Below are 16,679 nucleotides of genomic sequence, written 5' to 3' on the forward strand. Positions count from 1 at the left end.
AGATATTGAACCTTCCCCCAACCACGAGGATCGCAGCTTCATGAGCATCATGGTCAAGGGAGATCCGGTCGGCGAGAAGGACATGATCGCGCAGGCCGAAAAGGCGTTGGCGGACATTTCCCGTATCCGCGACGGCGTCGGCCGCGTCATCTTCGGCCAGGAAGGCGTGGTCGAAAGGACGCTGGTGGCGCTGCTGGCCGGCGGCCACGCGCTGCTCGTCGGCGTGCCCGGCCTGGCCAAGACCAAGCTGGTGGAAACGCTGGGCGTGGTGCTGGGCCTCGATTCGCGCCGCATCCAGTTCACGCCGGACCTCATGCCTTCGGACATACTGGGCTCCGAGGTGATGGAGCAGGACGAGAGCGGCCGCCGCTCCTTCCGCTTCATTTCCGGACCGATCTTCACCCAGTTGCTGATGGCCGACGAGATCAACCGCGCCTCGCCGCGCACGCAGTCGGCGCTGCTGCAATCCATGCAGGAATATCATGTCACCGTCGCCGGCGCGCGCTATGACCTGCCGGCCCCGTTCCACGTGCTGGCGACGCAGAACCCGCTGGAACAGGAAGGCACCTATCCCCTGCCCGAGGCGCAGCTCGACCGCTTCCTGATGCAGATCGACATCCTCTACCCCGAACTGGAGGCGGAACGCCGCATCCTGCTGGAAACCACCGGCGTCGACGAAGCCAAGGCCGCCAATGTGGTCAATCCCGAGCGTCTGCGCGAAATCCAGACGCTCATCCGCCGGATGCCGGTTCCGGAGAGCGTCGTGGAAGCCATCCTGTCGCTGGTACGCTCGGCCCGCCCCGGCCAGGGCAATGCCGAAGTGGACAAGCACGTGTCCTGGGGGCCGGGACCGCGCGCCAGCCAGGCGCTGACGCTCTGCGCCCGCGCCCGGGCGCTCTACGACGGGCGCCTCGCGCCTTCGGTGGACGACGTGCGGGCGCTGGCCGAGCCGGTGCTTCAGCACCGCATGGCGCTGACATTCGCCGCCCGCGCCGAAGGCATGAGCGTGCGCGACGTGGTGGCCGGGCTGGCGAAAGGCATCTGATGGCGAAAGTCGGCGAGGCGCAGGCACCGGAGGGCGCACGCGGCGCCCTCGCCCGCGGCCGTGCCCGCGCCGCCCTGGTGCCGGACCTGCTGGTCGAGGCCCGCCGCATCGTCAACACGGTGATCGCCGGCTGGCACGGCCGCCGCAAGCGCGGCATCGGCGAGAATTTCTGGCAGTTCCGGCCCTACGTCGAAGGCGAATCCATCGCGCGCATCGACTGGCGCCGCTCCGCCCGCGACGACCATACCTATGTGCGCGACCGCGAATGGGAAGCTGCTCATACGGTCTGGCTGTGGGCCGACCCTTCCCCTTCGATGCTCTATAAGTCCACCGCCGCCGTTACCTCGAAACAGGCGCGCGCCCTGGTCCTGGCGCTGGCGCTGGCCGAGCTCTTGTCGCGGGGCGGGGAACGCATCGCCTGGCCGGGGCTGGTCGATCCCTTCACCGCCCGGGACGGCGCCGAGCGCATCGCCTCGCGGCTCATCCATGCGAGCGACCTGCCGGCCAAGCCGGACCTCGCCGCGATCCGCCGCTTCTCGGACATCGTCCTGATCGGCGATTTCCTCGATCCGGTCGAGCAGACCGCAGAATGGCTGGATGTGCTGGCCCGTCACGGCGTGCGCGCGCATCTGCTCGAGGTCGCAGATCCCGCCGAGGAGACCTTTCCCTATGCCGGCCGCACCGAGTTCACCGACCCGGAGACCGGCGAGAAGCTGACCGCCGGCCGTGCCGAGACGCTGGCCGAGGATTACCGCCGGCTCTATCTCGCCCGCCGTGAGGAACTGGCCGCCTGGTGCCGGCGGCTCGGCTGGAGCTTCACCACCAACCACACCGACCGTCTGGCTTCCGAGGCGCTGGTGCGCCTGCATATGGTGCTCAGCGCCGACAGCTCGCATGTCGGAAGGTCGGCGGCATGAGCTGGCTGCCGCTCTCCTTCGGCGCGCCGATGGTGCTGTGGGGGCTGCTCGCCCTGCCGGTGATCTGGTGGCTGCTGCGGCTCACGCCGCCTCGCCCCGAAACCGAGGTGTTTCCGCCGCTTGCCATCCTCGCCCGCGTGCTGCGGCGCGAGGAGACGCCGCAACAGAGTCCCTGGTGGCTTACCCTTTTGAGGCTGCTGATGGCGGCGCTGGTCATCGCGGCGCTTGCCGAGCCGGTCTGGAACCCGCGAGAGCAACTGCCGACGAAAGGGTCCGCCCTCGCTTTGGTGATCGACAATGACTGGGCCGCGGCACCCGACTGGAACAGGCGCGTGGCGACCGCCGAGCGGCTGATCGCCGACGCCGGCCGCAAGAGCGTGCCCGTCGTGCTCGCTTTCACGGCCGAAAAGCCGAACGCAGAGATCGGCCCCTTCGACGCCGCCGCCGCCATCGACCGCCTGCGCGCCGCCGCGCCGAGGCCGATCCCGACCGATCGTCCGGCCATCTATGCCCGCGTCGCCGAGACGCTCGCCTCGCTGCCGGGCGCCAGCGTCGCGGTTCTGGCCGACGGGCTGGCGGCCAGGGACGACGAGAAGGCGTTTTCGACGCTTCTGTCGCGCAACGCCGGCAATCTGGTCTGGGCCGTGCCCGACCGGGTGGAGCCGATCGGCCTGACCGCCGCGGAGAACGAGGTGGACGGCTTCGCACTGACCGCCATCCGTGCGCCCGGCAACCCTGCCCCGGCACAGGTCACCGCCGGCGCCTACGACGACAAGGGCCGCCGCATCGCCGATGCCACGCTGACTTTCCGGCCGGGCGAAACCGCCACGACCGGCACCATGGCCGTGCCTTTCGAGCTGCGCAACGATTTCACCTCGGTCGCGCTCGACGGCGAACGCCATGCCGGCGCCGTGCGGGTGCTGGACGAAAGCTCCAAGCGCCGCCGCGTCGGCCTGCTGTCGCAGGCGGAAGCGGACCAGGCGCAGCCGCTGCTGTCGCCGCTCTACTATATCCGCCGCGCGCTCTCGCCCTTCGCCGACCTGGTCGAGCCGTCGAGCGCCGATCTCGCGGACGCCATTCCGCAGATCCTCGACCGCAAGCCGGCGATGATCGTCATGGCCGATGTCGGCACCATACCGCCGCAGGTGCGCCAGAAGCTGGTGGACTGGGTGGACAATGGCGGCACTTTGGTGCGCTTCGCCGGCCCGCGGCTGGCGGCGGCCGGCAATGACGAAGACCTGCTGCCGGTCAGGCTCCGCACCGGCGAGCGCTCGCTGGGCGGCGCGCTGTCCTGGACCACGCCGCAGCAGGTCACCGAATTCCCCAAGACAGGACCGTTCGCCGACCTCGCCCCGCCGAGCGAGGTCACGGTTTCGCGGCAGGTGCTGGCCGAACCTTCGGCCGATATCGTGGACCGTACCTGGGCGAACCTTGCCGACGGCACGCCGCTGGTGACCGGCGTGAAAAAGGGCAAGGGCACGATCGCGCTCTTCCACGTCACCTCCGAGGCGACATGGTCCAACCTGCCCATCTCCGGCAGCTTCGTGGAGATGCTGCGCCGCATCGTCCAGCTTTCCCGCAACCAGGGCAGCGCCGCCCCTGCCGCCGGCACCGCCGCCGCTTCGCTCGCACCCTACCGCATGATCGCGGCCGACGGCGCCCTGGTGCCCCCCACGCAGGAGGCCCGGCCTCTGGCCGCGCGGACCGGCGCGCCCGTCACCATCGAGAACCCGCCGGGCCTGTACGGCTCCGAGGCCGGCACCTTCGCCCACAACCTGCTGGACGCAAACACCGCCTTCGCGCCGCTGGCGCGGCCGCAGGTTTCCGTGCCCGTGACCACGGTCCGCTACGCCTTCGACGAATCGCAGCGCCTGAAGGGCTCGCTGATTGCGGCGGCGCTGGCTTTGATGGCCCTCGACACATTGGCCGTGTTCTGGATCGGTGGCGCCTTTCGGCGTGGGCAGCGCCCCCGCGCCGCCACGGCGGCCGCGATCGCCCTGATCGCCCTCGGGGCGCTGGGCGGCTACGCCGGTGACGCACGCGCCGACGATTCCAAGCCGGGCGACGACGCGGCCGTCGCCGCCATCCAGAAGACGCGCATCGCCTATGTGGTGACGGGCGTGCCAGGCGTCGATTCGATCAGCCGCGCGGGACTGGAGGGGCTCACCCGCTTCCTCGTCGACAAGACCGCGCTCGAACCCGGTCCTCCCGCCGGCGTCGACATCGCCAAAGACGAGTTGTCCTTCTACCCTCTGGTCTACTGGCCGATCGACCCTGCCGCGCCGATGCCGAGTCAGGCCGCCATCGCCCGCATCGACGCCTATATGCAGCAGGGCGGCACGGTGCTGTTCGACACGCGCGACCAGTTCTCTACCGGCATCGATGCCGGTTCGACCAGCCCGGCCACCGAACGGCTGCGCGACATCCTGGGCAACCTCAACGTGCCGCCTCTGGAGCCGGTGCCGCCGGACCACGTGCTGACCAAGTCCTTCTACATCATGCCGGAGTTCCCCGGACGCTTCGCCGGCAGCCCGCTCTGGGTCGAAGCCTCGCTGGACGCTTCCAATGCCGAGAACCGGCCTGTCCGCACCGGCGACGGCGTCAGTCCGATCATGATCACCGCCAACGATTTCGCCGGCGCATGGGCGATCGACGCGGACGGCAACCCGCTTCTGCCCACGGTTCCTGCGGACCCGATGCAGCGGGTGCTGGCGCTGCGCGCCGGCGTCAACATCATGATGTATATGCTGACCGGCAACTACAAATCCGACCAGGTGCATGTGCCGATCCTCCTGGAAAGGCTGGGGCAGTAGCCGATGAGCTGGTCGCTGTCCCTCGAACCCCTGCTCTCATGGCCGCTCGTCGTCGCCGTGCTGGTGCCGCTGGCCATCCTCGCCGCAGCCGGCCTGTGGTTGCGCCAGCGGGGATCATGGTTTCGATTGGCCGCGCTGGTCGCGCTGGCGCTGGCGCTGCTCAACCCCGTCTTCCTCGACGAGGACCGCGAACCGCTGAAAAGCGTCGTCGCGGTGGTGGTCGACCGCAGCCAGAGCCAGGACATCGGCGACCGCACGAAACAGACCGACGAGGCGCTTGCAGGCGTCAAGGACAGGCTCGCCCGCTTCAAGCAGTTCGACGTGCGCGTAGTGGAAGCGGGCAAGGGCGGCGGCGCCGACGAGCGCACCGAGACGCGCCTGTTCTCCGCGCTCGACAACGCCCTGCGCGACGTGCCGCCCTCCCGCGTCGGCGGCGCCATCATGATCACCGACGGCGAGGTGCACGATGTCCCCTCGGGCACCCCGGACTTCCAGGCGCCGTTGCACGCGCTGGTCACCGGCCACGAGCACGAGAAGGACCGGCGCATCCGCTTCGAGAAGGCACCGCGCTTCGGCCTCGTCGGCAAACCGCTCGACATGACCTACCGGGTGCTGGCCTCCGACGGCGAGACCGGACCTGTCGAGGTCAGGGTTTCGGTCAATGGCGAGCAGATATCCGTCGAACGGGCCTTCATCGGCCAGGAAATGCCGCTGCAGATCACGATCCCCGGTGCAGGCCGCAACATCGTCGAGCTGACGGCGGCCACGGAAAACGGCGAACTCACCGAAACCAACAACCATGCGGTGGCGCTGGTCGACGGCATCCGCGAGAACCTGCGCGTGCTTCTGGTGTCCGGAGAGCCGCACGCCGGGGAGCGCACCTGGCGCAACCTGCTGAAATCGGACGCTTCGGTCGATCTGGTGCATTTCACCATCCTGCGTCCGCCGGAGAAGCAGGACGGCACGCCGATCAACGAATTGTCGCTCATCGCCTTCCCGACGCGCGAACTGTTCGTGGAGAAGATCAATCAGTTCGACCTGATCATCTTCGACCGCTACCAGCACCGCGACGTGCTGCCGATCCTCTATTACGACTACATCGCCGAATATGTCGAAAAGGGCGGCGCGCTGCTGATCGCTGCCGGTCCCGAATATGCCGGCGAAAGCACAATTGCGCGCACGCCGCTGATGTCGGCCCTGCCCGCCCTGCCCGACGGCAACGTCATCGACAAGGCCTTCTATCCGCGCCTCACCGATCTCGGCCAGCGCCACCCCGTCACCCGGGGGCTGGAAGGCTCAAGCGCGGAACCGCCGCATTGGGGCCGCTGGTTCCGTACCATCGGCATCGGCCGGCCGGAAGGCGAAGTGGTCATGAAGGGCGCCGACGACCGCCCGCTTCTGGTTCTCGACCGCAAGGGCGAAGGCCGGGTCGGCATGCTGCTTTCCGACCAGGGCTGGCTGTGGGCGCGCGGCTATGAAGGCGGCGGGCCGCATGTCCAGCTCTACCGCCGCATCGCTCACTGGCTGATGAAGGAGCCCGAACTGGAAGAGGAACGCCTGACCGCGGACGGACGCGGCATGGTGCTGGAAATCCGCCGCCAGACGATGCGCGACGATCCCGGCCCTGCCCAGGTCATCACGCCGACGGGCAAGAAATTCGCCGTGCGTCTGCAGAAATCGGAGCCCGGCGTGTTCACCGGCAGCGCCGAAGTCGGCGAGATCGGCCTCTATCAGGTCGGCAACGGCGACCTCACCGCGCTCGCCCATGTCGGGCCGGTCAACGCGCCGGAATTCCAGGACGTGGTTTCGACGCCTGACAGGCTGAAGCCGGTGGCCGAGGCGACGGGCGGCAGCGTGAGGCGGCTTGAAACACCCTCGGCCCCGAGCAGCATCGCCCTTCCCTCGGTCGTTCCGGTACGCGCATCGGGCCAGATGTCCGGCGACGATTGGATCGGCCTGCGCACGACGGACGACAGCGTGCTCAAGTCGGTCGGCCGCGTGCCGCTGTTCGGCGGCTTCCTCGGGCTCGGCCTGCTGCTGCTGGCGCTCGGCAGCATGTGGTATCGGGAGGGAAGATAGGCGATCGGGGCGTAGATCGGGATGGATGCGAACGCGCGCCTATTCCCCTTCTCCGCTGAGCTGTTCGGCTATTCTTCCGGCTCCGTCGTGAACATCAACGGATAGCCCTTGGCCTTGCCGGCCTCGGTCGCGCGCTGCGCCTTCGTCTCGGCCACGTCCCTGGTGAAGACCGCGACCACGCAGACGCCGCGCCGGTGCGCGGTGATCATCACCCGGTGCGCCTGGTCTTCGCTCATCTTGAACTCCGCCTTGAGCACGGTCACGACGAATTCGCGCGGCGTGAAATCGTCGTTGAGCAGGATGACCTTGTGGAGCTTGGGCCGCTCGGTCTTCGGCTTTGTCCTGGTGCGGGGTCTGGTGAGAACGTCGTCGTTCATGGGCGCCTGCCGGTCCGGGAATCTTGCACACCGGCCAGGGACAGGCAAATCAACCTTCAAAAGAAAAAGACCGCCTCCGCTCAGGAGACGGTCTTTTTCAGCCGTAGGGCGATGGATTACATCGTCTTGTTGGCGTCGGTCTTCTTGGCCGGGGCCTTCTTGACGGCCTTCTTGTGGTGCACGACCTTCTTGTGCTTCTTCGCAGCGGCCTTGTGGACCGGCTTCTTCACGGCCGGAGCGGTCGTGGTGGTCGAAGCGGCAGCCGTGGAAGCGGCGGCGTTGGCGGCCAGAGGAGCCGAGAAAGCGAGAGCGAGGCCGAGGCCGAGAGCGGAGAGAATGGTCTTGTTCATGGTCGTTTCCTTTTTTCACACAGGCTGATGGGAGGTCACTGGTTTGGGTCTACCGGTGCCACACCAAGGAGTTTCAGTGCGTCGGCCAGCATCCGTATTCCCTGCGCCTCTTTTTTCGCGGCACAGAACCGGTTGGCCTTCTTCTGAAGCACCTTTGCCTCAGCGACCTGCCTCGCCTTGGCGTGGGTTTCGATGGCTTCGTCGACTTGGTGACTCAGCCTGCTGCATGTTTCGCCCCGGGTGATTGCCGCCTTGGCTTCCGATTCTCCGGCACTTGCCGTGACGAGCGATATGCAGAGCAAAGCACCCATCAATCCGAACGAGAATCTTTGCATGGTCGGGTTTCTGGAACCCCCGGTTTACGAAGCGCCTCAAGCCGTTGTTCTGGCCGGCACGGGTATCCTTATGACAGCCGTTTTTTTCGCGAGTTTTTCCGCGATGTTGAATTTTGTTTCTGGATTGTTTCTGACGACGTTTTTTTAGGGCGGCCCAACTTTATTTTCTGGTCCGGGCCTTGCCCCGCTGGTCAACAAAAGCCGCGATTCCTATTCTAGAGCCTGTTATGGAGCCGATGGTCGAGACGGTGCGGGCGGCAGGTATCCGGTGAAATCAGATGCGCATATTCTGATCGTCGACGACGACAAGGGCATTCGCGACCTGCTGCAGGAATTCTTCCAGAAGCGCGGTCTGCATGTCTCCGTCGCCAGCGACGGCACGGAAATGGAAGCGGTGCTGCGCCGCAGCCAGGTCGATCTCGTCGTGCTGGACGTGATGCTTCCGGGCAAGAGCGGGCTGGAGCTTTGCCGCGAACTGCGCGCGCGCCAGTCCACCCCCATCATCATGCTCACCGCCGTCAACGAGACTACGGACCGCGTCGTGGGGCTGGAGATGGGCGCGGACGACTACGTGCCCAAGCCGTTCGATCCGCGCGAATTGCTGGCGCGCATCCGCGCCGTGCTGCGCCGCAACTCCAGCGCCGAGCCGAAAGGCCTGGCGCCGCGCCAGATCTACCGCTTCGCCGGCTGGATCATGGATTGCGGGCGCCACCGGCTGATCGCGCCGGGCGACGTGCGCGTCGAACTGACGGCGGCCGAGTTCAATCTCCTGCACACGCTGGTCAGGAGCGCCCAGCGCGTGCTCACCCGCGACCAGCTCATCGAGCTGTCAGGCGGCGACGGCATCAGCTACGACCGCTCCATCGACATCCTCGTCAGCCGGCTGCGGCGCAAGATGGAAGACGACCCCCGTTCGCCCAAGCTGATCCAGACGGTGCGCGGCGGCGGTTACCAGTTCATTCCCGAGACGACCTCCGAATGAGACGCCTGCTGCCGCAGACGCTGCCCATCTGGGTGCTGATCATCGTCATCGCCGGCCTCCTCGCCAGCCAGGTGACCACGCTTTACATCGTGGCGCGGGACCGCGCCGCCTCCAGCGACATCGTGGACTACTACCGGCTGAACGACCGCGCCTTTTCCGTCGTGCAGCTCATGTATTCGGCGACGCCGGACGAGCGCAAACGCCTGGCGACGGGCATCGGCAATTCCAGTTATGCGATGACGGTCTCGGACAGGCCGGCCGTTTCCTCCGCCATCGCCCAGGACGACCAGCTGGCGGAGCTGGAGGACATTCTGGTCGGACGGCTGTCCAAATTCGGCGTCACCCAGGCGCTCGTCAGGCGCGACCCCGCCTCGCTGATGGACCATACGCCGCGCGGCCGCGCCGTGGATTCCGACGCCGGCGAGGTGGAGAAGGACCTGCTCGCCCTGGCGGCCGGATTTTCCAGGAGCGACAAGCTGACCGCCTCGATCCAGTTCGCGGACGGGCAATGGCTGAACTTCACCGAACCGATCATTCCGCCCGGCCCCGTGCTCAGCATCGACAGCCTGCCGCTCTACACGGTCATGGCAGGCCTTGTGGTGATCACCTCCGCCTGGTCGCTCAGGCGGCTGACGGCGCCCTACCGGGTCATGGAACGGGCGGTGAAGCGGATCGGCGAGGATCTCAAGAGCGCGCCGATAGCCGAAACCGGCAGCCGCGAAATCCGCGCCGCCGCCCATGCCATCAACACCATGCAGGCGCGATTGCGCGAATATGTGGAGGACCGGGAACAGCTTGCCGCGGCCCTTGCCCACGACCTGCGCACGCCGCTGACGCGCATGCGCCTCAGGCTTGCGTTGCTGCGCAATTCCAAGATCCGCGACGATCTCGCGCGCGATCTCGCCGACATCGAGATGATCGCCCGTTCGGTGATCGACTTCGCCACGTTCGAGGTGACCGAGGAACCGGCCGAGCGCATCGACTTCCTGTCCATGGTGGAATCGGTGGCGGACGATTTCGAGGCCGCCAACCTGGAGGAAGCGAGCCTTCGCTCGCGCGAACTGATCTGCATGGCGCGTCCCGTGGCGCTCAAGCGCTGCGTGACGAACCTCGTGCAGAACGCCGTGACCTATGGCGCGAAAGCCCATCTCAGCCTGCACCGCAGCGGAAATTCGATCGTGCTTTCCATACGCGACGAAGGACCCGGCATTCCCCAGGCCAAGCTTGATGCCGTCTTCAATCCTTTCGTGCGGCTGGAAAGCTCGCGCAGCCGCGAGACAGGCGGCCTCGGTCTCGGCCTGACCATCGCCCGCAACATCGCGCGCGGAGCCGGCGGCGAAATCAGCCTCATGAACCACCCCGAAGGCGGCCTTCTCACCGAGCTGCGCCTGCCTTCGGCGTAGGACAAAGCCGAGGGCGCCGCCTCAAGGAAATCCGATTCGAAAACAGGCGCATGGAGCGATCCGGCGACTCGCTTCATGAAGTCGCCGCCAGCGCCTATCGCCTCAGCACCGCGCTCAGCACGTCGCGTATGCCGATGGCGCCCACGAAACGCGACCGCTCGTCGAACAGCGCCACCGGCGCCGTCTGCGAACGGTGCATGGCCAGCATCACCGTCTTGAGGGAAGTCGCGGGCGTCGCCCAGAACACCTGGCTTCCCTGTTCCGGATGTTTCTCGACATCGGCGGCCGAAACCCATTCGATCGGCTTGCCCTGGCGCTCGGCCGCGGCCACCAGCCCGTGATCGTCCAGCTTGAAGCGGGTCGTGCGGCGCCGGTCCAGCCAGATCCAGCCGCCCTCGTCCTGTTCCAGTTCGTGCAGGGCCCGCATGACGTTCCACGCCGTCAGCACCGAAAGCGGATTCACATTGGCGATGAAGTCGCGCACGTAATCGTTGGCGGGGCTGAGGACGATGTCTTCGGGCGCGCCGGTCTGGACGATCCGCCCGCCCTCCATGATGGTGATGTGGCTGCCGATCTTGAGCGCTTCTTCAAGATCGTGCGACACGAACAGGATGGTCTTCTTCAGTTCCGCCTGAAGCTGCAGCAACTCGTCCTGGAGCTTGGTGCGGATCAGCGGATCGAGCGCCGAGAACGGCTCGTCCATGAGAAGGATCGGGGCATCGGTGGCGAAGGCGCGCGCAAGGCCGACGCGCTGCTGCATGCCGCCCGACAGCTCATGCGCATATTTTTTCGCCCATTGCTCCAGATTGACGAGCTTGAGCTGGCGGTGCACCCGCTCCCTTCGCTCGGCTTCCGCAACCCCGGCCAGTTCGAGCCCGAAGCCGACATTCTCCTCCACCGTGCGCCACGGCAGAAGGCCGAACTGCTGGAACACCATGGCCACCTGTTTCTGGCGCAGCCGGCGCAGGGTCGTCTCGTCGCAGGTGACGACATCGACGACGCGCTCGCCTTCCTTGACCAGCACCTGGCCGCGCGACACCACGTTCAGCCGGTTGACGGCGCGCAGCAGGGTCGACTTGCCCGACCCCGACAGGCCCATCAGCACGGAGATCTCGCCCTCGTTGACGGTGAGGTTGGCGCCGGCGCAGCCGAGCACGTTGCCGGTCTTCTCGAGTATCTCGGCGCGGCTGGCGCCACGATCCACCATGGCCAGCGCCTCGCGCGGGTCGTCGCCGAAGATGATATCGACGTTGCGGAAATCGACGGCGACGGTCATTTCTTGCCCCCCACGCCGATGCGCGTCATGCGATCGAGCACGATGGCCAGCACCACGATGGCGAGACCGGATTCAAGGCCGAGGTCGATGCGCCGCGAGCCGAGCGCACGGTTGATCTCGGTGCCGAGGCCCCCGGCCCCGATCAGCGCCGCGAACACGACCATCGACAGAGACAGCATGATGGCCTGGGTCAGCCCGGCCATGATGGTGGGAAGCGCCGACGGAAGCTCGACCTTCCACAGCAATTGTCGCTTGGTGGCGCCGAACGCCTCGCCCGCCTCGACGATGGATTTCGGCACCGACGTGATGCCGAGATATGTCAGCCGCACCGGGGTGGGGATGACGAAGATGATGGTCACGATCAGGCCCGGCGCGTTGCCGAGGCCGAACAGGGTCAGCACCGGAATGAGATAGACGAAGGTCGGCAGTGTCTGCATCATGTCCAGCACGGGCAGCAGGAAGCGGTAGACCTTGGGCTTGTGCGCGGCCCAGATGCCCAGCGGCACGCCGATGGCCATGGACACCGCCGCCGCGGCCACCACCAGCACGAGCGTCTGCACGGTCTGCTTCCACAGGCCCTGGTTGATGATGAACAGAAGACCGATGAAGACGCCGAGCGCCAGCGCCTTGGAGCGCTGCAGCCACCAGGCAAGCAGCGCGATCAGCAGCGCCACGAGCGAGGGCGGCAACAGGAGCAGCAGGTCCACCGTTCCGTCGAGAACCGTGTTCAGGCCACGCGACAGGCCGCGGAAGAAGCTGTCGAAATTGTCGGTCAGGAAGGTGAAGAAGTCCTTCCCCCATCTGCCGATCGGTATCTTCCAGGTGACCAGGAATTTGGAAACAGGATCCATACGCCCCTCTCAACTTGCAGCGCCGAACACGCTGCGAAGCGTCAATATTATTATAGCGCAGGTAAAGGGGCAGCCCTTGCGGCGCCGCCCCTTCTCGTCTTTGCGAGTTCCTCGGCTCAGCTTCCCAGCGCGGTCTTGACCGCCGCCGCGGCATCCCCGCCGTCGAAGGTCGTCACGCCGTTCAGCCAGGGCGTCGCCGCGTCGGGGTGTTTCTTCAGCCAGTCGGTCGCGACCGTGTTGGCATCGCTGCCCTTCAGGATCGCGTCCATCATCTCGCCTTCCATGTCGAGATTGAACTTCAGGTTGGCGATGAACTTGCCGACGTTCGGGCACTCGCTGGTGTAGCCCTTGCGCACGTTGGTGTGCACCGTGGCCGCGCCGAAGCCCGAATCGCCCATGCCCTCAAGATAGGTGATCTTCATCCGGCCCATGACCGGATGCGGCGTCCAGCCGAGGAAGGCGATCCATTCCTTGTTCTTCATCGACTGCTCGGCCTGCGTCAGCATGCCGGCCTCGGAGGATTCGACCAGTTCGAAGCCCTGCAGGTTGTCGGCCGGGTTCTTGATCATGTCGAGGATGATGCGGTTGCCGTCATTGCCGGCCTCGATGCCGTAGATCTTGGCATCGAACTTGTCCTTGAACTTGCCGAGGTCAGTCAGCGTCTTCACGCCGGCTTCGGCGACATAGTCGGGCACGACGATGCCGTAGCCCGCGCCCGACAGGTTCTCGCTGATGGTCTCGACCGAACCGTCCTGGGTGTACGGCTTGATGTCGTTGGTCATCGACGGCATCCAGTTGCCGAGGAAGACGTCGATATCCTTGTTCTTCAGCGACGCATAGGTGACCGGGACGGAAAGCTGCTTGACGTCCGGCTCGTAGCCGAGCGCGGTGAGCAGGACCGAGGCGACACCCGTGGTGGCCTGGATGTCGGTCCAGCCGACATCCGACAGGCGCACGGCCTTGCAGCTGTCGGGATCGCCGGCCAGGGCGGCGCTCGTGCTCAGGAACGTCGCAAGGCTCAGCCCCGCAACGATGGATTTCATGTGCGACATGAAGAAGTCTCCCATTTGGTTGGTCCTCAATACGATTCCTCGGCCCGGCATATTTGTTCTTGCTTGTTCAGTGCGCCAGCCAAACACCATTCTGAGGTGGTTTCAAGCGTGTGCACCTCACGAGAGGCGGCGCGGACTGGCCGATCAGCGACACCGCCCCCGGTTTTTCCCGTGCCGCGCATTTTTGGTGGACGAGGACCCGGCGCCCCTCCCCGCGCGAGCGGGCTTGGGCGTAAAAGACCGTATGGCAAAACTTTACTTCAACTACGCCACCATGAATGCCGGCAAGACCACGATGCTGCTGCAGGCATCCTATAATTATCGCGAGCGCGGCATGTCCACCATGCTCTTCGTGGCCGGGCACTACCGCAAGGACGAAAGCGGGCTGATTTCCTCGCGCATCGGCCTCGAAGCCGAGGCCGAGATGTTCCGCGACGGCGACGACCTGTTCGCGCGCATAGCCGAGCATCACCGTCATTCCACGGTGCATTGCGTCTTCGTCGACGAAGCCCAGTTCCTCGAGGAAGAACAGGTGTGGCAACTGGCCCGCGTCGCCGACCGGTTGAACGTACCGGTGATGTGCTACGGCCTGCGCACCGATTTCCAGGGCAACCTGTTCGGCGGTTCGCGCGCCCTCCTGGCGATCGCCGACGAACTGCGCGAGGTGCGCACCATCTGCCGTTGCGGCCGCAAGGCCACCATGGTCGTCCGGCTCGGGCCGGATGGAAAGGTCGCGCGCCAGGGCGAGCAGGTCGCCATCGGCAAGGACATCTATGTTTCGCTCTGCCGCCGCCACTGGGAGGACGAAATGGGGCGCGGCGAGCCGGACGACCTGATCGGATTCGCAGCCGGCTGACGAATCCGTTTGTCAGGACGACAGCCTAAATATTTGTAATTCCTTGCTTTTGGCAAAAGGCCTGTTCGGAACGGTCTTTAGACCCTATATAAGCCCGCAGGGACGAGCCGAGACTGGCCGTCCCGTTCACCGTCATTCCGTGACAATCCAACCGACAGGAGGACGAAAGACCATTGCGGGTACTCGTACGTGATAACAATGTCGAACAGGCCATCAGGGTCCTGAAGAAGAAACTCCAGCGCGAAGGCGTCTTCCGCGAGATGAAGGCAAGGCGCGCATATGAAAAGCCGTCCGAGCGGCGTGGACGCGAAAAGGCCGAAGCCATTCGCCGCACGCGCAAGGCCGCGCGCAAGCTCGCCATCCGCGAGGGCCTGATCGCCGGGCCCGCCAAGAAGCCGAGGCCGGCCGCCCCACGCAAGGCAGCCCCTGCGACCTCCGCTTCCTGAGCCCGAACGGGCAACCATCATCCGTCCCCATCGCGCAGCGCGCCGATGGCGGGCGGATGCCCCGAGCGATATTTCCGCGCCGGTTCAAGGCCGATCGACATGTGACAGTGCCGCCTGAAAGCAGGCGAAAGTGCTGAGAGCTCTCGCCAGCTTGCGCTTGCAGGTTGTGGCGCGTGAGAAAACCACATATCTGAGGATCGGGCGCGGCACCTGCGAGGGACTTGATGCTTGATCCGATCGTGAACTTCTTCACCTGGATGTTCCAGTGGATCGGCCGGGGTCTGGGCTTCCTCATCGGCATCATCGCGTGGCCGTTCATGTGGCTCGGCCGCTGGTACTGGGGCCGCGGCTGGATCCTCAAGACCGTCGGCGGCGCCGCGCTGCTGGTGATCGTGTGCCTGTACGGCTATTTCTTCTACGTCACCCAGTTCTGGACAGGCTTCAATCCGGACTATCCCGCCGCACTGGCCCAGGCGCGCGACAATGTCGCCGCCGGAGATCCGGTCGGCACCGCCGCCGGCACGCAGACGGGCGCGGCCACGCAGGGCTCCGGCCAGCCGGCGCAGAGTTGCAAGCCTTCGGCGATCGCCGGCCTTTCGGCCGATCTCATCGATTTCAACGTCAACCGCAATGCCTGGATTCCGTCGATGATCGTGTCGAAGATGGGCCTCTTCGGCATCGACTGGAAGGACACGCCCTTCTTCGACAACAAGGCGGCGTTCCAGCTCGGCATCAATCAGGTGATGCGGCGCACCACCACGGAGCTGGTCGACACGCTCGGGCGCGTGCGCGGCACCTCGCAGATCGACCAGAACCTTCAGGATGCGCGCACGGCGCTGGCCTGGAACGAGACCGCCTGGTACATCGGGCTGCGCGGCCCGACCCGCCCGACGCCCAGCGTCTATCGGGAAGCCATCGCCAAGCTGCGCGCCTTCAACGCCAGCCTGGAGAAGTGCCAGTCCACCTTCGACGCCCGCGCCGATAATCTGATGCAGTTCCTGGATCGCATCGCCGGCGACATCGGCTCGACCTCGGACATATTGCGCCAGCGCATCGACGCTTCCGACGCCGGCTGGTTCGACATGCGGGCCGACGACCGCTTCTGGTTCGCCTACGGCCAGCTCTACGCCTATTACGGCGTCCTCGTCGCCGCACGCTCGGATTTCGCCGCCGTCATCGCCGAACGCAACCTCACCAACCTGTGGACGCGCATGGAAAGCCAGTTGCGCGCCTCGCTCAACGTCCAGCCGTGGATCATCTCCAACGGCAGCGAATCGAGCTCGTTCTTTCCCTCGCACCTCGCCACCATGGGCTTCAACCTTTTGCAGGTGCGCTCCAACATCGTCGAGCTTCGTTCGGTTCTGGATCGGTGAGGCTGCGGTCCCGCGACCCGGTCCCGGCTCGCGAACCTGTCGTTTTCCGCGCATTCCGCGCCTGTTTTGAGACGGCGGCGAATTCGTCTCTCGGGCTTGTATGCGCTCCATCCCGGGCGGAAAGCCGCCCTCCAACCTGAAGGAATGGGAACCCCCTGATGGCCGACGTTAAGAGCGACATTGAGATAGCGCGCGCAGCGAAGAAGCGTCCGATCCAGGAGATCGGTTCGAAGATCGGGATTCCGAACGAGCATCTTCTGCCTTACGGACACGACAAGGCGAAGATTTCGGCGGAGTTCATCCAGTCGGTTCAGGGCAAGAAGGACGGCAAGCTGATCCTGGTGACGGCGATCAACCCGACGCCGGCCGGCGAGGGCAAGACGACGACGACGGTGGGTCTCGGCGACGGCCTGAACCGCATCGGCAAGAAGGCGGTGATCTGCATCCGCGAGGCCTCGCTCGGGCCGAACTTCGGCATGAAGGGCGGCGCGGCCGGCGGCGGCTATGCCCAGGTGGTGCCGATG

16 protein-coding genes are annotated in these 16,679 nt (G+C 66.0%); 10 read left to right on the top strand and 6 right to left on the bottom strand.

The features are described 5' to 3' along the window. Positions 1-40: 40 nt before the first annotated feature. The 4 genes from QU595_RS18195 to QU595_RS18210 are packed head-to-tail and all read left to right on the top strand — an operon-like array spanning position 41 to position 6,854. Positions 41-1,045 carry a MoxR family ATPase gene (locus QU595_RS18195; RefSeq protein ID WP_315924446.1) on the top strand — a complete coding sequence of 335 codons (1,005 nt, stop codon included), beginning with the start codon at positions 41-43 and terminating at the stop codon, positions 1,043-1,045. Then, entirely contained in the window at positions 1,045-1,962 is a 918-nt protein-coding gene (locus QU595_RS18200) for a DUF58 domain-containing protein (RefSeq protein ID WP_315924448.1), read from the top strand. Before QU595_RS18195 ends, QU595_RS18200 begins: the two co-directional genes overlap by 1 nt. Beyond that, positions 1,959-4,775, top strand: a complete 2,817-nt coding sequence (locus QU595_RS18205) for a DUF4159 domain-containing protein (RefSeq protein ID WP_315924450.1) — start codon at positions 1,959-1,961, stop codon at positions 4,773-4,775. Before QU595_RS18200 ends, QU595_RS18205 begins: the two co-directional genes overlap by 4 nt. Before the next feature lie 3 nt (positions 4,776-4,778). Continuing rightward, positions 4,779-6,854, top strand: coding sequence for a hypothetical protein (locus QU595_RS18210; protein ID WP_315924452.1), 2,076 nt, complete (start codon positions 4,779-4,781; stop codon positions 6,852-6,854). 68 nt (positions 6,855-6,922) lie between these two features. On the opposite strand, the gene clpS is transcribed toward QU595_RS18210, so the two are convergent. The 3 genes from clpS to QU595_RS18225 form a co-directional block, all read right to left on the bottom strand. Continuing rightward, a complete protein-coding gene (clpS, locus tag QU595_RS18215) occupies positions 6,923-7,231 on the bottom strand; it encodes an ATP-dependent Clp protease adapter ClpS (RefSeq protein WP_315924454.1) in 309 nt (102 codons plus the stop codon). Positions 7,232-7,347: 116 nt separating this feature from the next. Beyond that, positions 7,348-7,581 (bottom strand): hypothetical protein, encoded by a 234-nt coding sequence (locus tag QU595_RS18220; RefSeq protein WP_315924456.1) that lies wholly within the window; start codon positions 7,579-7,581, stop codon positions 7,348-7,350. Between the two features lie 35 nt (positions 7,582-7,616). Beyond that, positions 7,617-7,916, bottom strand: a complete 300-nt coding sequence (locus tag QU595_RS18225) for a hypothetical protein (RefSeq protein ID WP_315924458.1) — start codon at positions 7,914-7,916, stop codon at positions 7,617-7,619. Positions 7,917-8,184: 268 nt separating this feature from the next. On the opposite strand from QU595_RS18225, the gene QU595_RS18230 reads away from it, so the two are divergent. Further along, positions 8,185-8,898 (top strand): response regulator transcription factor, encoded by a 714-nt coding sequence (locus tag QU595_RS18230; RefSeq protein WP_315924460.1) that lies wholly within the window; start codon positions 8,185-8,187, stop codon positions 8,896-8,898. Further along, positions 8,895-10,301 carry an ATP-binding protein gene (locus tag QU595_RS18235; RefSeq protein ID WP_315924462.1) on the top strand — a complete coding sequence of 469 codons (1,407 nt, stop codon included), beginning with the start codon at positions 8,895-8,897 and terminating at the stop codon, positions 10,299-10,301. Before QU595_RS18230 ends, QU595_RS18235 begins: the two co-directional genes overlap by 4 nt. A gap of 94 nt (positions 10,302-10,395) precedes the next feature. Here QU595_RS18235 and choV read toward each other — a convergent pair whose 3' ends face one another. The 3 genes from choV to QU595_RS18250 all read right to left on the bottom strand — a co-directional run bounded on the left by choV (position 10,396) and on the right by QU595_RS18250 (position 13,480). Beyond that, complete coding sequence (choV, locus tag QU595_RS18240; protein ID WP_315924463.1) at positions 10,396-11,577, bottom strand: choline ABC transporter ATP-binding protein; 1,182 nt, start codon at positions 11,575-11,577, stop codon at positions 10,396-10,398. Continuing rightward, a complete protein-coding gene (choW, locus tag QU595_RS18245) occupies positions 11,574-12,428 on the bottom strand; it encodes a choline ABC transporter permease subunit (RefSeq protein ID WP_315924465.1) in 855 nt (284 codons plus the stop codon). The genes choV and choW overlap by 4 nt, the downstream gene beginning before the upstream one ends. A gap of 116 nt (positions 12,429-12,544) precedes the next feature. Next, positions 12,545-13,480 carry a choline ABC transporter substrate-binding protein gene (locus QU595_RS18250; RefSeq protein ID WP_315924467.1) on the bottom strand — a complete coding sequence of 312 codons (936 nt, stop codon included), beginning with the start codon at positions 13,478-13,480 and terminating at the stop codon, positions 12,545-12,547. A 244-nt stretch (positions 13,481-13,724) separates the two neighbouring features. Between QU595_RS18250 and QU595_RS18255 the strand changes: the two genes are divergently transcribed. The 4 genes from QU595_RS18255 to QU595_RS18270 all read left to right on the top strand — a co-directional run. Next, entirely contained in the window at positions 13,725-14,336 is a 612-nt protein-coding gene (locus tag QU595_RS18255) for a thymidine kinase (protein ID WP_315924469.1), read from the top strand. A 173-nt stretch (positions 14,337-14,509) separates the two neighbouring features. Continuing rightward, entirely contained in the window at positions 14,510-14,782 is a 273-nt protein-coding gene (rpsU, locus tag QU595_RS18260) for a 30S ribosomal protein S21 (RefSeq protein ID WP_315924471.1), read from the top strand. A 224-nt stretch (positions 14,783-15,006) separates the two neighbouring features. Beyond that, positions 15,007-16,155: a DUF2333 family protein gene (locus QU595_RS18265; RefSeq protein WP_315924473.1), complete on the top strand. Its 1,149-nt coding sequence runs from the start codon at positions 15,007-15,009 to the stop codon at positions 16,153-16,155. A 158-nt stretch (positions 16,156-16,313) separates the two neighbouring features. Continuing rightward, positions 16,314-16,679: formate--tetrahydrofolate ligase (locus QU595_RS18270; protein WP_315924475.1), on the top strand; the 366-nt coding region annotated here is incomplete at its 3' end.

Origin of the sequence: Mesorhizobium sp. SP-1A, assembly GCF_032460275.1 — a bacterium.
Lineage (GTDB): Bacteria > Pseudomonadota > Alphaproteobacteria > Rhizobiales > Rhizobiaceae > Mesorhizobium.